Origin of the sequence: Bacteroides sp. AM07-18, assembly GCF_003602695.1 — a bacterium.
Classification (GTDB): domain Bacteria; phylum Bacteroidota; class Bacteroidia; order Bacteroidales; family Bacteroidaceae; genus Bacteroides; species Bacteroides uniformis.
Genome location: NZ_QTLM01000012.1, coordinates 1 through 17,819, shown reverse-complemented (window position 1 = coordinate 17,819; position 17,819 = coordinate 1). Strand labels below are relative to the sequence as shown.

Sequence of the window (17,819 nt, the reverse complement as noted above, 5' to 3'; positions counted from 1 at the left end):
AAATAGCCAATAAAACAGCCTATAAATATACTTCCGGCTGAAAGTTCTCATAATTCTCACCATGACCGGGATATAAACGACACCCCTTCGATAAAGAAAGAATACGTTGTCGGGATAGTTCTGCGGATACTTTATTGCTGTTAGGAAATGAAGCGGGCACCTTTAGCCCTGGTATAAACGCATCACCTGTAAACAAACAATTGCCAAACTTGTAAGTCAGGCAACTTCTATCATGACCGGGAGTCTCATAAACTTCCACTCCAGCACTTCCATATAAATATACAGTATCCCCTTCTTTCAGTTCTTTCATGACACTATAATGTTGAAATACATAAGGGCACAAACTATAGCGCGATAAATTCAATTTATCGGAGTACAAGCCTTCCTTTCCCAAAGCAGAGATATAGATGGGAGTTTCCGGATATTCATCAATGATGGAATCCAAGCCATATATATGATCAAAATGGGAATGGGTAATGAAAATACCTTTCAAATGTAATCCCCGATTGTTTATGTTCTCAATTATAGGGGCAGGATCTCCACAATCAATCAAAAAACACAGGTCACAATTCCTGCTTATTGCCAAATAGGTATTTGATTCAAATACAGAATTGACAATCCGAACAATCTCAATCATTTCCACTTTGCCCGTCAACAAAGAGGGCCGCCCAAGGTATTCCATCTGACCAATCTGTCAATCAGAAACAGTCCATCCCACGGCATTTCAAAGTTCAACATCCTGCCTATCAAAGGGCATCGGGCAACACCTGCCATTGTAGCCTTATTTGCAAAATCAATGGCCTTATCTTCAGGAGCGGCAATGCCAATCGTCTGGATATAATCTTGAACATGTACCAATGCATCATTTATGTGATCCACCGGATGTACCATAAGCACACGTGAATACACTGGCTTACAAAGTTCATTGTCCTCTGAATAGAGTACTGTCCATGACATCGTATCACTTCCCCAAACTCTACCTTTAAAATCATACACTCCCCTGGACGAGTGAACAGCAGATATCTGTTCCGGAGATATGAATGGTTTAGGAATTTGGGCTTCCGTTTTGGGAAATGCCTCCGCTAAAATTTCACAGAAACGTTCAGGAGTAACTATTCCTCCTTTCTCAATATAAAGATTATGAGGTGATGCACAACCGGACTGGTCAAAAACAGATACATCTACCGACACCCGTCTTGCCAATTTCTTCGCAGCATGCTCCGATGACAGTTCCTCCCTAGCAATTACCGCATAAGACAATTTGGGGCCGAAAACAACTGTCTCACAGTCAATCATCGAAGGATACTTTGCCACCGTCTCAACCGCCTCTTTCCCTCCCCATGCAATTCTGACCTGGGCAGACCCAGACATCAACTCTCCCAATTTTTTGGCATCTCTCGAGAAATATACAACAGCCACAGTATCCATCAGAGCCGAACCTTCAAGTGTATAGCCATCCTCAGTTGTATAAGTAACTCCTTCAAACGCATTCAAAAGCGCACGGAACACACCGTCATCCTTGGCAGAGACCTTTAATAAGTTCACATTTTTAGTTATGATACATTGGACCAAGGCAAACACACCTAATATTTGTACATTGCCTGCCATCCAATGACAAGCCAGTCCTCGCGAATTTGCCTTCAAGAAATGTTTTGAAGAATTTGGAAAATGCAAGAAGGTATCGCAATACCTTATATTCCCCCTCAGACCCTCTTCGGCTATCTGCCTTAAATGAGACGCTTCACACCAATTCGACAAGAACAGCAAGCCTTTGTCCTTCAAAAAGGAAAAACGTTCATCGGACAGCCATTTCTTTGCGACTTCACCAATGATGCCAATCAGTGCCTCGACCGGTTGCTGCCGAAGCCAGTCCAGTTTATCATTCAGACAAGAAATAATACCCTGCAGCTGCTCCTCTCCCGTATTTCCTTTCAAAGTTCCCCTAAAATATTGAATGTCCAGATGAGAGTCCGACTTTATTTCCGTCCCTTCTTTCTGTTGAAACACCAACTTGGAGGAAAGAATATCCCCACATCCTCTGACCTCCGCTTTCTTCAACCGTCCGACAATACGGAACCTCTGTCCCGGACGTCCATAAGGACAAGGCGAATCTTCCAGAATGCCGATATCATCTGTCAATACTACATTGCCCGGATAAGAATGAGGAATAGGAGTTATAAATTCAAGCATCCCTTCCTTTCCCGCCGGAAGGACACTTCTTGTAACGGTATCGCGGGCCAGGACTTTCACATAAGAAGAGGCATGCTTACAGCCACAGGCACAATCCGGATAATTCAACCCCATCTGCTCTGTAAATCCATAAATGTCGATGACATCTTCCGGACAAATGCCAAAGCACCGCGCTAATTGCTCATTAAAAAGTTCTTTGCTTATTTTCTCACTTTCCAATTTTTTCCAACCGCCAATATGGATTATCTTGGAACCTTTAGGCAAATGCAGTCTCACATCTGATTCCAGTATTGACTTCAATACATGTTGATACAATATATAAGTGAATCCAAAAACCACAACAGGCTGTCCGGATGGCAATTCTTTTATAAATGCCTGAATGCCTTCCACATCAAAATATGAGAGACCATTCTCATCCGCTTTCAGAAAATAACCGACTTTACTCGCAAACTTAAGATACCCGGTCACCGCGGCAAATCTTGCTCCAAGCAATTTTCTGGAGGCAGAACGGGGATCAATATCCATAATCAGAAAAGGTTTCCTCTCTTTGCCAATGAATTCACTGACCACCTTTACCATTGCTTTACCTTGTCTTTTTGCTGTTATCTTATCAATGACTACGGTACTCGGTATTCCAGAAGTGGCAGAGGACTGTAATGCCAAAGTCAGTTCTTCCCGGGGAACTGAATTCAGGTTGAATCCCAATTCCTTGAACACACTGACGGCCACTGGCGGAAGTTCATCCACCGAATGAATCGGCTCATGAGGATTAAAGTTCTTCCTCTCACAAAAATGCCGATACATCTCATTGTGCTCATAGTGGAAAACAAGCTCATCACGCAGAGCTTCCATAAACAAATTATCACATTCTTCACTCCCATCATAAGGAGGTCTGTTCAACAGTTCTTCAACCATGCTTCGTTCATTCATAATCATTTCAATAATAACCGTTGTATCTTGCCCGATGTTGTTCGGGGAATACTATCAATATGTTCCAGATAGACCGGTATCTTATAATTCTCCACCAGAGCCGCCATCTCTTTCCGGACCCTTTCATCATCCTCTTCCGTCAGGCAGCCAACGATGAAAGCCTTCACGACTTCTCCCATCACATCATCATGCACACCGATGCATGCAGACTCCTCAATACCCGGAATGGAGTTCAAGGCCTCTTCGACCTCAATCGGACTGACTTTTTTCCCGCCGACATTGATAATCTCCTTTTTACGGCTTTTCAGGTATATATAGCCGGAGTGATCAATGTAGCCCCAATCTCCGGTTTTGAAATAGCCGTTATAAAAATCATTCCTGAAGATATCTTCTGATACTCCCCAATAGCCAGCACACACATGTCCGCCCTTTACGCACAACTCGCCCTCCTGCCCTGCCGCAAGTAAATTTCCTTGTTCATCACAAACGACAATTTCCGTACCGGGAGAAGACTTGCCCACTGAATCCAAATGTTCCATATCGGTATGGAAATCGATAAAAGCGCTTCTCGAAGCTTCGGTCAACCCATAGTGCATACATATCTTGGTATCAGGCAACAGACGCATCAATCTCTCTTTCTCAGTTTTCGGCATAAATGCACTGCCTATCTCTATATACCTCAATTGGGAGGCATATCGGGCAATCCTATCCGCACTCATCTTGGCAATATAGGCCCAGCTGGCAGGCACCATACCAAAACCAGTGACCCTGCATCTTTCTATCTCACCGAAGAATCTCTTCATGCTGGCAAAGCTGCCCAAGAGGATTAGAGTGGCGCCTTTAGCCAGTACACATCTCAGCCGGCCCAAGCCGAAAGAATGACTGATAGGCAAAGCCAGCAATTCAATATCCTCGGAAGTATTCCCTATGAAAGTATTTATATTATTTGCAGCGGACAATTGGTTGGAGTAGGACAAAACCACCCCTTTGGGCATACCGGTGGTACCGGTAGTAAACAGAAGGTCGGCAATATCCCTCTCTTGAGGAAAAACCACATCAAAATCCTTATCGAATCCTATCTCTGTGAACGGAAGCACCTCATGTCCCCCTTTATTGCGTAGCTCGCCGATAATCATGGAAGGTGCTGCACAATCAATGATCCTTTCCAGACGGGTTACATTGGTCTCCGGATCAATCGGGACACAAATACACCCTGCCAGATGCGCTCCAAAATAGGCATAAATGAAATCTATATTTTTACTTGCAGAGACAATGATCCGGTCGCCCTTTCCCACTCCCTTAGAAATGAAATAGGCAGCCGTATGCTTGATATTGTTCCACAAGACACGATAAGAGACAGTCACTTCCCCCGAAATGACGGCCGTCTTTTCGGGAGAAGTAATTGAATGCCGATATATGATTTCCTCTATCACCATAATTATTACAACTTTTCCTCCACAGCTGCTATGATATCATGGACATCTTCCAGATCCATCATCTCTTCCGGCTCAAAATTGATATCAAAGGCCTCTTCTACATTAGAAAGGATTGTCAAATGTCCCATAGAATCCCATTGGGGAAAATCACCGATTGTACTATTCTCATTAACATTGGATACTTCCGTTTCACAGACAGAAGCTACAATCTCAAATACTTTTTCTTTTACGTTCATAATCTATCTATTTATAAATGACATAATCCGTTCTACGACTTTATCAGTTGATAATCCGTTCTGTTCCATCATATAAGGATAGTCACCCACTATGGAAAAACTATCCCAAGCTCCTATTTTCAGCAATTTAGGATGTGAGTTATATTGTGATAAGTAATCTGCCAAGGAGTCGCCCATACCTCCAACCATACGGTGTTCTTCAAGAGAAACAATGAAAGGCGCATTAAAATCTATAACTTCAATATCCAGAGGTTTGACAGTATGCATATCGACAACAGAAGCAGAAACTCCTTTCCCTGCTAAAATTTCAGCTGCCTGCATAGCCATATACACCATACTTCCGGTAGCTATGATCTGCAAATCCTTCCCCTTTCGCAGAGTGACAGACTTGCCCACTTTGAAATCAAAATCCTCGTGATAGACAATAGGAGTTGCAGTTCCCCCATACAAGCGAATATATACGGGGCTTTCCAACTGTACTGCAGCTTCAAGAGCCTTCATTGCCTCCAATGCATCACAAGGAGCTATCACCGTCATACCGGGAATTGTTTTCATCAATGAAATATCCTCCAACGCATAGTGGGTATTTCCCATTAGTGTCAACGAAAATCCGGAACCAATCCCCACAAGAACTTGTGCCGAATGCATATACCCCAAGAATTGGCGGACTTGTTCAAAGCAACGCATTGAAACAAAACAAGCCTGGGCTACGGATATTGTTTTATATCCTTCATCCGTCAATCCAGCTGCCACTCCAATCATGTTTTGCTCAGCAATTCCTAAGTTGAAAAACTTGTCTGGATACAAGGATTTGAATTTATCAAGTCCGGCAGGTGTTGACATATCAGCCGAGAGAACAATCACATTATCCTTTTTCCGAGCCACATCGGGCAATGTAATACCAAACATACTTCCACCTTGTCCTAAAGCTGAATAAATCTTAGGATTAATCTTACTATTTCCCATCATACATTGCTTTTATATCTTCTACAGCTTTTTCATATTTCTTCAATGACAACACGCAATGATGCGCCATCTTATTATTCATCAGAAATGAAATGCCATTCGCTTTTACTGTATCTGCGATAATCACCCTTGATACATCAGATGGCTTATTCAAAACGCATAGCAACTCCTCTATAGAATGCCCATTTACGACCTCCACTTCCAAACCAAACGACTTGAACTTTTCCTCCAAAGAGTATTGGTTCATGATTTCTTTGGTAGGACCATCTAGTTGATAGCCATTTCTATCTACAATGATTATAAGATTATTCAGTTTGAAATTTGCAATAGACATCAATGACTCCCATACGATTCCCTCGTCACACTCTCCATCACCCAATAGCACATAGACTTTATTACTCTGGTGCTTTTTCTGCATAGCCAAAGCTACTCCTACAGCATAAGATAGCCCCAAGCCAAGACTACCTCCCGAAAATTCTATTCCATAAGTTAAATTCCGATGTGGGTGTCCATGAAAAGAGGTACCATTCTTATCAAATGTGGATAAATCTTTCTCACACAGCAGGCCTTTCTTCCACAAAGCCGTATAGTAGGCTAAAACGCAATGTGCCTTACTGACGATTATCCGGTCCCTTTTCTCGTCAAATGTATCATCTACATGGGCTACCGAATAGAGCGTTGCAAATATCTCCATAGCAGAGAAAGCTCCACCTATATGAGAACCGTTACTGCCCGTACTTAAAGCCATTTCAAGAGCCTTAAGTTTCATATCATAACAATCTTTTTCCAGGCTAATTATTTTATTTTCAATCATATTCTATATCCCCCCGTAATTTCTATAACTTCACCGTCAATATATGACGAATCATCACTGGCAAGAAATGAAACGACTTTAGCCACTTCCTCCACAGTACCCAATCTTTTCAATGATGTATCATCAACCAGTCGCCCCATCACCTTGCTATCAACAGAGGTGCTCATATCCGTATCAAGATACCCCGGTGCTACAGCATTCACTCGAATCTTGGCTGAAGCAAGTTCTTTTGCCCAACAAGTAGTCATACTTATAAGGGCTGCTTTACTGGCTCCATATACAGTGTTACCCACAGTCGGTTTCAAGGCTGCAATAGATGCCACATTGATTATAGATGCCGATTTTGAGCGCAACATCAATTTCACAATTCCTTGTGTAATCTGCAGGGGAGCAAAATAATTCACTTGCATCACCCTATGAGCATCTTCCATCTTCAATCGGAGTAACCCATCCGTATTCAATATACCGGCATTATTCACAAGTATATCTATGACAATTTTTAAAGAGTATATTTCTTTTAAAGCAATCCGTATGGCATCCTCATCAGACAGGTCAAAATAGATAGGATATATCTGTATTCCATATTCTGATTGGCATTGCCTATAAAAAGCATCCTGCTCAGCTGTCTGTTTACGAGTGCAAGCTATAATATTGGCTCCACCGGCAACCAGTTCTTGCATTATTGCCTTGCCTATTCCTCGATTACAACCCGTAATGAGGGCAGTCTTTCCTTTTAATTCTCCCATTCTACTTTTTTATTATCGGTTTTGCTGGATTCCCAAAATAAGTATATTCACTTTTAGCATCGGTCATCAGTACACTATGACAACCTATTGTTACTTTATGACCTACGTTTAATCCTTGTAACACAATAGAACTTATACCGAAGAAATTAATATCACCAGCTGAAACGCAGCCACAAATTTGAGTTGAAGGCATTATCACATTATAACTACCTATTTGAGTATCATGACCTATTGTAGAAAAAGCACCAAAATTATTAAAATCCCCTATCCACACATGACAACTCAACAGACACCCAACATTAATAAAATTGCCTTTTCCAATAGAATAGTTATTCTCATCCATATATTTTACATCAGGGGAAATTATATTGGGATATTCTATCCGTTCCAGCATGATATTACTCACAATCTTCTGGATAGCAACAGGATTAGCAATCCCTATCACTAGGGCTAACGAACCTATATACGAATTCAGCACATTCATTCCACCTAGCACTTCACCGTATTCATTCTTTGTTCCAACTTCTAAACCATCATCAAAAAAACCAAGTAAGTTCCAAGTTGGCGTAACCATATTAATCTTTTTCAATACACAAGCAATCTCTCTTCCAAGACCACCCGCACCATAAATAGCAATATCCTTCATTATTCTACATTATCTATTAAACTATATCATTTTAATCACCTCTTTCCAATCGTACTCTTGTTCTTTAAAAGTTTGTGCAAACACTCGAGAAGCGCATCTTAATATATACGCTACCCCAAATACGATAAAGAACATTATGAGAATATTCAACGGAAAGACAGCGTTCATCTTATCCGTAAAAAGTGGAGACTGTACTAAATAGATTTCTAAACAGAGCCCACCTATAAACTTGATACCCCATCCCCAAATTCTATGTTCAAAACAAGATTTTAAAATTAGACTATTACATACTTTATAAAAATAATATGTAATAAACAATAAAGGAATCAGAGATATTATTTGCCATTCCCGCACCAAAGTCATTTTTGTAGTCAAAAACATAATGCCATAATACAGCGCCACATTCAACATCAGTTTTATAAAATCAAATTTAAAACAAAAATGAAAGTCTTTTTTAGAAATGCCAATTATTGCCCCCAACAACATGGGCAAAAACGAAAAACCATATCTCAAAACAGAACCACCATACATATTAAATCCCAAACCTCTGTCAAATGTGAAAAACCAGCACACACAAACTAATACAAATATCAAAAAGACATCTATCAATTTATGAAGAAAATATCGTTGAATAAAGTAAAGGAAAACATAATATATCATTATGCAACTAATGAACCATCCCCCCCCCCTTAAAAGCACATCTTTCATGTCATTATGATTATGAAAGAAAAAAGAGGTCAAAATAGCCCAAGCAAAAATAGTAGGATATATCCGATTGATTCTACGTTTATACCAATTATCAAATCTGCCCATCCTTCCAAGGAAAAGAGTAAAACCACTACAGAAAAAGAATAAAGAATCACCTATAGCTCCCCCCGTAGCCAATACACTATAATTACCATACAAGATTCCCATATGAGAATTTGTAATCAATATCGCAGCAAAGCATTTTAGTATATCTATACTAATATTTCTTTCCTTCATATACACTTAATTGTCACCGGTAAAAGAGGGCATTGTAACTTCCATTCCCCGGTTTATACCTTCTTTTGCAAACACTTTTTTTACTGTCAGAAGCATTATCTTCAAATCAAGTAAAAATGAACAATGCTCCACATACCACACATCCAATTCAAACTTCCGTGTCCAGCTGATGGCATTACGCCCATTCACCTGCGCCCACCCCGTAATACCAGGACGTACCTCATGTCGTCGGGCTTGTTCCTTACTATATAAAGGAAGATATTGGGGGAGTAAGGGACGAGGACCTATCAAAGCCATATCCCCTTTCAAGACATTAATCAACTGTGGTAACTCATCAATACTTGTAGAACGAATGAACCTACCCACTTTAGTCAAACGCTGTACGTCCGGTAACAGATTCCCTTCCGCATCCCACTCATCCGTCATGGTCTTAAACTTTATAATACGGAATATTTTGCCATGTTTTCCTGGGCGTTCCTGAGTAAAAAAGACTCCAGCACCTTTATTGGCAAAATGCAACCAAAGGGCAACAAGAAACAATATCGGCCAAATCAAAGCCAACACACAAAACACAAGGATGAAGTCAATCACCCTCTTAAAAAAATGAGAATACATGATTTAATGGTTATACACTAAGAAGAAATCGTATCTATATATTTTAAAGAATTATTCTCTGACAACAAGATGATAATAATCTTCAAAATCTTCATGTACAAAAAAGGAATAGCCCGATGAAGAAGCCAATACATCAAATTCCATTACGGTTATTATTTGAAACAACAAGTTCAACCTTTTCATCAGACAAAAAATCCAAAAGACCAGCCAATTTTTTGCCAATCAAAAAACTAATCCAAAGATTTGTATCAATAATAATTCTCGTTTTGCAGTCGCTTTTCATAATTTTCTTGTCTTACCGTTTCTACTTCAGAATCAATATCTTCTTGCAAAATCTCATTTGTTTTCAAGACATCCAACAACCGCTTCAATTTGCTGCCTCTCACCTCAGCAGCAAGTGCACGATTCAATTCCAATTTATCTTCATCAGATATTAGTTATTGGAATATTAAAACAAAATCAGACATTATTGTCCAAAGAGCAGTACTCTTCCAATAGTGCTTCCCAAACTTTATGCTGCTCATAACGCTCTATAATCATCGGACGGGCGCGTTTTGCCATTTCTTTTACTTCTGCATTCCGATGCTCATACATCCATTTCATAGCCTCATACAAGGCTTCTTCATCACGTGGCGGAATTATCCTTCCATTCACACCGTCTTGGATTATTTCGTTGCAACCATTTATATCCGTGGTTATACATGGAACACCTAATGCACCGGCCTCCATGAGCACCATTCCAAATCCTTCCCTATACGATGGCAAAACAAACACATCAGAAGCACACATAAATGGTCTGACATCCTTTTGAATTCCCCAAAAATGAATTTTAGAATTCGAATGTATGTCTTCCTTAGTAGTTTTATCTACCGGGTTATCATTATCCTCAAACTGGCCAATCAACATCAAATTTATATCATTGTATATAGCAGACAATCTATTAAAAGCTAATACCAGTTCGTTTATCCCTTTATCTTTCACAATGCGCCCAACAAAACAGAAAACAAATCTATCAACAGAATTTGCAATAGAAGAAAGTGCCTCCAAAGAAACCATCTTCCTGTCAAACCTATTAGTATCAATACCATTGGCACTCCCATTCCAAATAACTTTCAATTTTGATGCTTTAGAAATGCCGTCTTCCATTAATGTTGCTTTTACCCCATTACTCACACAAAGAACCTCTGTGGCACAATAGCATGAGACACGCTCCATTGTTTTCAACAAAGTTCTCATCAAACCGCCATATCCCTGATACCTGAGTCCATGACACATATAAATTCTTACAGGCACACTTGTCAGTTTAGCTGCTATCATCGACAAAAAACTTCCTTTAGGGGTATTTCCATGTACAATATCAGGCTTCTTTTTGCTGAAGAAAAACAAGAACCTTATGAGACTTTTAAAGTCATTCAAAAGTGAAATCGGCCTCTCCATTGGGATATGATAAGTATCAATTCCCTCTCCCTCACCAAAGTGCTCAAGATTTTTTTTATCAGACGAGATAGCAACTACCTCAAAATCATTGCTCAAATATGCCAATTGCCCTTTAAAGAAGTTTAATGATGCAGGTACAGTAGTCACTATATAAAACTTCTTTCTATTATTCTTTTTCATCTGAACTATCTTTCCATTCCAATGCTCCATTATTTCAAAATGATTCTCGGTTTCGGCAATACCACAGTTGCATTATCGGGTACATCTTCCACCACTACCGCATTCGCACCCACTTTAACATTATTACCTATTGAAACACCGGGCAATATCTTCGCACCAGCTCCTATCAATACATTGTTTAGTATTTTTACCCCCCCCCTGTGCAATTGTAACTTGTTGATATATAATACTATTTGCTCCTATGCGAACATCGTGTCCCACTATAATCCCCTTTGGTCCATGAGGAAGGTGGGGAGGAGTTGCAAAATAAGCTCCGGAATTTAAGTTAGTTCCAAAAGAACAATTGTGATAAGCATCTGTACGTTTGATGTAATATAAATAATATAGTTTTAGTAAAAGGTAAGTTTTATCATTGGGATTAATTACGATATCTCGCCGTTTCCAATATTTTTCGTGATTATAGTGTTGAATCCATGACAAAAGCACACGTCCAAGTTTATGTTGAAAAGAAAAAGGCTTCATTTTACGATAGAAATAAGGTATTGATAAAACGATTCTCTCTTTTGTTGAAGAATAGAATCATAATATTTTTTGGCAAATTCATAGTTTCTACTTGCTTGCTTGTCTATCGCCTCTATATGGTTCAACAAGAACTCAATTTTATCGGTTAAAGCCTGCGAATCATCAACCGGAATCAACACTTGTTCATCCAACAATTCAGGAATCCCCCCCACTTGGGTACCAATACAAGGCAATCCCATAGCCATTGCTTCAATTAAGGCACGTGGCAATCCCTCAGTACGTGAAACTAACAGAAAAAGATCAGTATTCCTCAATGTTTCATCCACCTCATCCCGGCTTACATTTCCCTTAAAAATCACATCATTGGAAATATGTAATGTTGATGCCAATTTCCGCATTGCCTCTTTATGCTTACCTTCCCCCAACCATGTCAACTTACAATTCACCCCTCTGGTCTTTAACAATGCCAACGCCTGCAAAACCACATCAGGCGCCTTATACATTTGTTCCAAAGAACCTACCGACAACAGATTGTACTCCTTCTTTTTATACAATTTTTTTCCTGAAGACGGTAAATTACAAGAGCAAATCTGTACATTTGATGCTGAAATGCTAAAGACTGAATTACTTATCGGATAACGCTTTTGCAACTGATATTCTGTAACATAAAGAGCAGCATTTGCTTGAGCAACAGTCTGTTTCAAATCATGCGTCCCCCTATAACGAAAATACACACGAAGTGGATGTCTAACAGCCCCAGGAGCAAATACGTCCCATGGGTCTCCTACCACTTCCACCCCATAAGGCATCCCATTTTTTTTCAAATGCCTTGCCATAAGTGTCCCTATTTCCCCTGGAACCCGACAAATATAAACACATCCAGACATTAAATTCGCTGCAACTATCTTATTTAGCTTTCTACGTACTTTCAAATATTGTATAGGTCCGACATAATACGGCAAATCTATAAACGAAACTCGTTCATTCGATGCCAAATACTTATCGTTTATCGGATAATCATCATCAAGAAGCACACGCGCCATTACGTACACATGGCCGAACTTACGCAAATAACGTTCCCATAAACTATTAGTAAGCCCCCCATCAATACTGTACACTACCCCTGAAGACCTACGCACAAAACGTGCTTCTGTACAAAAAACCAAGTCCATAGATAATTAAGATTATAACTCTCTTCTAAATTTAGCGAACAATTCATCCGCATCAAAATGCTGTTGCGCCCACTCTTTACACATATACTCCGCTCCGTCACTCTCCCCTTTATAGATTCGTTCTATCACTTTCACAGCCCTTTCACTGTCACAAGGAGGAAGAAGCAATGAACGAATTGCAGGAGGAACCGATTCTTTTATCGGAGCTATATCAGAAGCAACAAAAGGCAACCCTGTAGCCATAGCTTCAATCAGAGCATTGGGCTGCCCTTCTGTCAGCGACGGGAAATAATATAAATCAAATAATGGAAGAATCCGAAGAACATCATCCCTATAACCAAGCAGATGAATTTGTTTATTCAACCCCATCTGCTGAACCATCATTTCGTATTTCTCTTTCACTCCTTTACCCACCAATACAAAATGAATATCTTTATACTTATGGCAAAGTTCAGAAGCAACCTTCAAAATGGTATCATGATTTTTTGCCTCATTACAGCGTCCTGTATGCCCTACAACAAAAGCATCAGAAGGCAAACCAAATTCTTGGCGTAACCGTTTCTTTTCCAGTTTTGACAACTTTTTCATGTCCATTCCATTATAGATAACATCAAATCTATCTGACGTCCTGTCACGTTTAGGAAAGAAAAAATCAAGTGCTGCTACTGAATTTGAAAGTATCTTGGTAGCAAAGACTGATACCAGTTTTCTCATACAAGCATTATAGAGTAACCGAATACGTGTCTCCCTAAAATGATTTGTAGAACCACGATAAAATGCGATTCTCTTTTTTACCCTCGCGAACCAAGCTACAAAAAGAGGTAGTCCTGCAAAATTCCCGGTAAAATCGCAAACCGTATCGACCTGCTCCCTTTTCAGCAATTTATAATATCTATAATACCGAACACCACCAAAATATGAAAAATACATAGGGATAACTCTTACCATCTGAGTATATTGGGGATAAAGTTCTCCCAAACCACCCGATTTGCAAATCACAATAGCTTCATGTTCTTGAAAATATTCCAAATATCTAAGTAGATATGTTTCAATACCACCTTGCTCTAAAGAGGTTATAAGAAAGAGAGTTTTCATCTTAATTATTAAATGGAATATCCTTCAGGATTAGTTTTTATACTTAGCAATTCTATTATATTTGATGTAAACAAAGAAAAATTCAATGTTCTATACTCCCTCCCAAGAATGAAAGAGAAAGGTCCTGATATGCAGACTATAAGACACAAACAAATCAACAACCTTTTTAAATACCACTTGAAGGCAAATGTATAAAGCGCATAAACAACATACAGTACGATTAATAGTTTGAACATCATCAAATTGCGAGAGAGAATATATGAAGATGATGAAAAAAAAAGATAAGAGAAAAACAAGATGAAAAAATTATGAAATCTTTCAAAAAAACTCCCTTTTTCAATCTTTCTATTCACAGAATAAGCAATTATCGGATAGAAGAAAAGCAATCCTAAAATAATAAAAAAACGAAGAACAGAACCAGAATACAATGCTGAATCCACTTCACCCTGAAATAGATAAGCATCTATTTTTTCGGCAATCCCGGCACCCATTCCTCCCATAGAAGAACAGATATTCATCAACCAAGCCATCAATGGAGTAAAATAAAAGAAAGCAGACATCATACATAATGCTATAATCCAAAGTATCTTCTTCTTCACCATACAAGCACAAATGTATAATGCAACGATGGGATATAATGAAAAATGCAACAAGCAAGGTATTATCAACAATAATCCACGTTTTAGCATAGACATTTCAGATTTTGTTATGATATATAAGAATATCATAATCGCATTCCCTTGTCTCATACCCGAAAACTCATATATAGGAATTAAAGCCAAAAACATAATCAGTAAAAGCAGAAATATCTTCGATGATTGTATGGACAAAACACTACACCAATTTCGTATAATCCCTACCATAAAACCATAATAAATAGATGCTCCCAGAAATCCTACAATTTGATGCGTATTAACATATTTTCCTAATGTCCAATATAACAAATCTAAAAAAAAATCAGGTTTCTCCGATAGGGACTCATAAAAGACAAAATCCGAAAAAGAAACAGCTTGTTTCATTTTATCAAACATCACATAATGACGAGTGATGTCCATTGTTGAAAAAGGTAAGCAGGTATAACCCAAAAGTCCAAAGAACAGAACAATGACAACGGTTGTAAACAATGCTTCTTTTTGTTTGGATAGCAGATAAACAGCTAAACAAAATGCAAGAAATGGATTTATCAAAAAAAGAAATGCCAAAAACATTCTTTTTCCAAACACATCTTTATTTACCATGAATTACATAGTCAGAAATTTCGTAAAATCCACATTCGTAGTTCATATTTCAAATTAGCCAAATACGGAAAAAAGAAACAATTAATTTTTAAATATAAAATGAAAGCCTGAAAAAGAGGGAATATATTCAATAAATTATGTAAGGAAATATACTTTCGTAAATCTTCTTCCGGAAAGAGTATATGACTACTTACGTTATACTTCATTAAATCGACTCTTTTCAAAATAGTTGATTTAATAAGATATTCCGATAAATCATTTTTCGACTTCAAAAAATTAAATTGCCAATGTTGAAAAAACAAAATTTGTGGAAGTTTACTTCGAGTATCTCTCATAATAGATGATGTGGAGTTGAATACATAACAATAAGTAGGCTCCTGAATGACAACTACTTTTTTTACATGCTCCACTACTTGATAAAAAAGAAGCGCATCTTCACTATTCGTTTGATGAACTTTCGTCTCATATAAATAATCTCGGAATAGTTTTGCCGAAAATATTTTTGCCCATAAAGAATGAGACATTTCTCCGGATAACAATGATTTATAAACAGAAGTGCGATCCTCACCGTACGATAGCTTATTGTACTGAACTACATTTTTCCCTCTAAAGGTATGTCTAACGTATGATGATACTACAATATCTGCCTGAGTAGAACAGATCGCTTCATATAACAATCCCAAAGAATCAGGTAACAGATAATCATCACTGTCACAAAAAACAAAATATTCTCCCCGCGCGTTTAAATAACCTTCCCGACGTGTCCACATTAATCCCATATTTTGCTTATTGTGACGTACAACAAAACGATCATCTTTTGATGCATATTGCTCAACAATCATCATAGAGTTATCAGTACCACAATCATCCACTATCACAACTTCAAAGTCCTGAAAACTTTGAGCTAAAATCGAGTCAAGACAACGAGCAATATATCGCTCTACATTATAGACTGGTATAATTACAGATATTTTCATGATATTATTTAATCAATTCAGCAAGAGCTTTTTTTTGCACTTTATTAAAGAAAAAAAGATAAACTAAAGACAATAATAAAATTCCCGAAATCAAAAATAATCCAACTAATTCAAGCATATTAGAGGTTATACAAAAATAAGCTATAGATTTAGAAAAAGTATAAGCCATAATCAGCACTAAGCAAATTTTCAAAAATATGATTACCACTTGATGCTTACTATCCGGATATGTTTTTAAAAAAAAGATAGAATTAAGTGTAAAACTTTGAATTATTACAATAAATGAAGAGAAACATAACATTAATGAAATTATATCAATAGTATTCATTTCTTTTTTTGACACAAAATGAGAAATAAACCATAGAATCCCCACATTCAATATTCCCATCATTACGGTTATAATAGCTGGATATCGAACGATATTACACGCTCTATTTGAAAATGCATAAATACCCGCAGCAGCAAAAAAAGGTAACGGTAATAATTTCAATGTAAGCCACCTATCATATTCAGAAAAGGAAGAACCAAGCCAACAGGTCAGCACATTCGACGCCATTCCCATCATGATGCCACACATAATTGCAGACAGCGACCCTACAATAAGCGAATTATTGAGTACTATATTCTGCACTTTATCATGTTCTCCCTTAGCATAAGCTTTTAAAATAATAGGACCATACAATGAGCCTATCACAGAGACCACTAAACCTACATAAACTCCAAATTCAGAAACAGCACCCAAAGTTCCAGAATCACTTATACCAAAACTATTATTTACTATAATATTATCAATCCGATATATCCCTACATCTCCCATTTGATGTATTATAGTCCACAAAGCCATTCCCCAAATGGATACCAATAATGTCTTATCAAATAAACTAATTTTTATAGTGATATGATTATTTCTTGATTGCCTGAACAAGATATAACTGAACAAGAGAACCAGTATTTCAGTTATTAAATTAGCCACGCCTATATATACCACATTCTTATCTAAAAAACTGAAAAAGAGAATAGCTAAAACAAACTTTAGACAAGTCCGTCCTATCTTCAGCCAATTCATCAAATCTAGTTTATTTTCCGCATACAGCGTTACATTCAGCGATGAAGAAAACAAAGAAGTAAAAAGACTGCAAATAGTAAACAAAAACAAAAATTTCGCACTCCTAAACTGATCAATTGGAAGATTAAATAAGTCCTCCAAATGATCTATAAATACAAATAGTACGGGAAACAATATGATAATGGATATAATAAAAACCCCCATTATCGTACTTAAACATTTAGAAGCTCTTTCAGTGTCATTCCGCTGCAATGCAATGGAATAAAATCGTGTCAGAGCACCACTCAATGAGCCAGTTAATACACTGATATATTGATTAATAACCAATGTTAATGGCAGTATTCCATAAGCTGCTACACCTAATGAACGAATCAGATATGGTGTATACAATATTCCTACAACCACATTAGCAATCAGTGCAAGAATGTTGGATATAAAATTCTTATGCAACTGGGTTACTTTCATAAAATTTTTTGTATTCAGACACCTACCAAAGATAGAACATTAATCTATACTGAATATCATTACTGTCCCATTAAAATCTAAAAGAGTTCTTTGAAATATTTGAA

At 37.9% G+C, this 17,819-nt stretch carries 18 protein-coding genes; all 18 read right to left on the bottom strand.

Annotated features, from left to right (window positions below):
• Positions 1-19 precede the first annotated feature (19 nt).
• Entirely contained in the window at positions 20-682 is a 663-nt protein-coding gene (locus DW096_RS13840; RefSeq protein ID WP_117958908.1) for an MBL fold metallo-hydrolase, read from the bottom strand.
• Positions 652-3,120, bottom strand: coding sequence for an acyl-CoA reductase (locus DW096_RS13835; RefSeq protein WP_229075316.1), 2,469 nt, complete (start codon positions 3,118-3,120; stop codon positions 652-654). Before DW096_RS13835 ends, DW096_RS13840 begins: the two co-directional genes overlap by 31 nt.
• A 2-nt stretch (positions 3,121-3,122) precedes the next feature.
• Positions 3,123-4,556: a class I adenylate-forming enzyme family protein gene (locus tag DW096_RS13830; RefSeq protein WP_120028781.1), complete on the bottom strand. Its 1,434-nt coding sequence runs from the start codon at positions 4,554-4,556 to the stop codon at positions 3,123-3,125.
• A gap of 5 nt (positions 4,557-4,561) precedes the next feature.
• Positions 4,562-4,792 carry an acyl carrier protein gene (locus tag DW096_RS13825; protein ID WP_005832318.1) on the bottom strand — a complete coding sequence of 77 codons (231 nt, stop codon included), beginning with the start codon at positions 4,790-4,792 and terminating at the stop codon, positions 4,562-4,564.
• Positions 4,793-4,795: 3 nt separating this feature from the next.
• Positions 4,796-5,761 carry a transketolase family protein gene (locus tag DW096_RS13820; protein WP_233555723.1) on the bottom strand — a complete coding sequence of 322 codons (966 nt, stop codon included), beginning with the start codon at positions 5,759-5,761 and terminating at the stop codon, positions 4,796-4,798.
• Complete coding sequence (locus tag DW096_RS13815; protein ID WP_009038241.1) at positions 5,748-6,572, bottom strand: 1-deoxy-D-xylulose-5-phosphate synthase N-terminal domain-containing protein; 825 nt, start codon at positions 6,570-6,572, stop codon at positions 5,748-5,750. Before DW096_RS13815 ends, DW096_RS13820 begins: the two co-directional genes overlap by 14 nt.
• Complete coding sequence (locus DW096_RS13810) at positions 6,569-7,318, bottom strand: SDR family NAD(P)-dependent oxidoreductase (RefSeq protein WP_120028783.1); 750 nt, start codon at positions 7,316-7,318, stop codon at positions 6,569-6,571. The genes DW096_RS13815 and DW096_RS13810 overlap by 4 nt, the downstream gene beginning before the upstream one ends.
• A 1-nt stretch (position 7,319) precedes the next feature.
• A complete protein-coding gene (locus DW096_RS13805; protein ID WP_120028784.1) occupies positions 7,320-7,964 on the bottom strand; it encodes a serine acetyltransferase in 645 nt (214 codons plus the stop codon).
• A gap of 21 nt (positions 7,965-7,985) precedes the next feature.
• Entirely contained in the window at positions 7,986-8,948 is a 963-nt protein-coding gene (locus DW096_RS13800; RefSeq protein WP_009038238.1) for an acyltransferase, read from the bottom strand.
• A 6-nt stretch (positions 8,949-8,954) separates the two neighbouring features.
• Positions 8,955-9,563, bottom strand: coding sequence for a sugar transferase (locus DW096_RS13795; protein WP_120028785.1), 609 nt, complete (start codon positions 9,561-9,563; stop codon positions 8,955-8,957).
• Positions 9,564-9,696: 133 nt separating this feature from the next.
• Positions 9,697-9,846, bottom strand: a complete 150-nt coding sequence (locus DW096_RS19585; RefSeq protein WP_233555722.1) for a putative toxin-antitoxin system toxin component, PIN family — start codon at positions 9,844-9,846, stop codon at positions 9,697-9,699.
• A 176-nt stretch (positions 9,847-10,022) separates the two neighbouring features.
• Positions 10,023-11,180 (bottom strand): glycosyltransferase family 4 protein, encoded by a 1,158-nt coding sequence (locus DW096_RS13780; protein ID WP_120028786.1) that lies wholly within the window; start codon positions 11,178-11,180, stop codon positions 10,023-10,025.
• Positions 11,181-11,209: 29 nt separating this feature from the next.
• The gene (locus DW096_RS19685; RefSeq protein WP_270309537.1) at positions 11,210-11,326 is read right to left on the bottom strand and encodes a hypothetical protein; all 117 of its coding nucleotides are present in this window, start codon (positions 11,324-11,326) and stop codon (positions 11,210-11,212) included.
• Positions 11,327-11,698: 372 nt separating this feature from the next.
• Positions 11,699-12,874: a glycosyltransferase gene (locus DW096_RS13770; RefSeq protein WP_117652570.1), complete on the bottom strand. Its 1,176-nt coding sequence runs from the start codon at positions 12,872-12,874 to the stop codon at positions 11,699-11,701.
• Between the two features lie 12 nt (positions 12,875-12,886).
• Positions 12,887-13,969, bottom strand: coding sequence for a glycosyltransferase (locus DW096_RS13765; RefSeq protein WP_009038232.1), 1,083 nt, complete (start codon positions 13,967-13,969; stop codon positions 12,887-12,889).
• A gap of 8 nt (positions 13,970-13,977) precedes the next feature.
• Positions 13,978-15,207, bottom strand: coding sequence for an EpsG family protein (locus tag DW096_RS13760; protein WP_233555721.1), 1,230 nt, complete (start codon positions 15,205-15,207; stop codon positions 13,978-13,980).
• A gap of 11 nt (positions 15,208-15,218) precedes the next feature.
• On the bottom strand, positions 15,219-16,184 hold the full coding sequence (locus DW096_RS13755; RefSeq protein WP_009038230.1) for a glycosyltransferase family 2 protein: 966 nt from the start codon (positions 16,182-16,184) through the stop codon (positions 15,219-15,221).
• 4 nt (positions 16,185-16,188) lie between these two features.
• Positions 16,189-17,715: an oligosaccharide flippase family protein gene (locus DW096_RS13750; protein WP_009038229.1), complete on the bottom strand. Its 1,527-nt coding sequence runs from the start codon at positions 17,713-17,715 to the stop codon at positions 16,189-16,191.
• Between the last annotated feature and the right edge of the window lie 104 nt (positions 17,716-17,819).

Bases quoted from the DNA above. Each gene is read 5' to 3' on its own strand.
- DW096_RS13840 (WP_117958908.1), bottom strand. From the start codon at position 682: ATGGAATACCTTGGGCGGCCCTCTTTGTTGACGGGCAAAGTGGAAATG.
- DW096_RS13835 (WP_229075316.1), bottom strand. From the start codon at position 3,120: ATGAATGAACGAAGCATGGTTGAAGAACTGTTGAACAGACCTCCTTAT.
- DW096_RS13830 (WP_120028781.1), bottom strand. From the start codon at position 4,556: ATGGTGATAGAGGAAATCATATATCGGCATTCAATTACTTCTCCCGAA.
- DW096_RS13825 (WP_005832318.1), bottom strand. From the start codon at position 4,792: ATGAACGTAAAAGAAAAAGTATTTGAGATTGTAGCTTCTGTCTGTGAA.
- DW096_RS13820 (WP_233555723.1), bottom strand. From the start codon at position 5,761: ATGATGGGAAATAGTAAGATTAATCCTAAGATTTATTCAGCTTTAGGA.
- DW096_RS13815 (WP_009038241.1), bottom strand. From the start codon at position 6,572: ATGATTGAAAATAAAATAATTAGCCTGGAAAAAGATTGTTATGATATG.
- DW096_RS13810 (WP_120028783.1), bottom strand. From the start codon at position 7,318: ATGGGAGAATTAAAAGGAAAGACTGCCCTCATTACGGGTTGTAATCGA.
- DW096_RS13805 (WP_120028784.1), bottom strand. From the start codon at position 7,964: ATGAAGGATATTGCTATTTATGGTGCGGGTGGTCTTGGAAGAGAGATT.
- DW096_RS13800 (WP_009038238.1), bottom strand. From the start codon at position 8,948: ATGAAGGAAAGAAATATTAGTATAGATATACTAAAATGCTTTGCTGCG.
- DW096_RS13795 (WP_120028785.1), bottom strand. From the start codon at position 9,563: ATGTATTCTCATTTTTTTAAGAGGGTGATTGACTTCATCCTTGTGTTT.
- DW096_RS19585 (WP_233555722.1), bottom strand. From the start codon at position 9,846: ATGAAAAGCGACTGCAAAACGAGAATTATTATTGATACAAATCTTTGG.
- DW096_RS13780 (WP_120028786.1), bottom strand. From the start codon at position 11,180: ATGAAAAAGAATAATAGAAAGAAGTTTTATATAGTGACTACTGTACCT.
- DW096_RS13770 (WP_117652570.1), bottom strand. From the start codon at position 12,874: ATGGACTTGGTTTTTTGTACAGAAGCACGTTTTGTGCGTAGGTCTTCA.
- DW096_RS13765 (WP_009038232.1), bottom strand. From the start codon at position 13,969: ATGAAAACTCTCTTTCTTATAACCTCTTTAGAGCAAGGTGGTATTGAA.
- DW096_RS13760 (WP_233555721.1), bottom strand. From the start codon at position 15,207: ATGGTAAATAAAGATGTGTTTGGAAAAAGAATGTTTTTGGCATTTCTT.
- DW096_RS13755 (WP_009038230.1), bottom strand. From the start codon at position 16,184: ATGAAAATATCTGTAATTATACCAGTCTATAATGTAGAGCGATATATT.
- DW096_RS13750 (WP_009038229.1), bottom strand. From the start codon at position 17,715: ATGAAAGTAACCCAGTTGCATAAGAATTTTATATCCAACATTCTTGCA.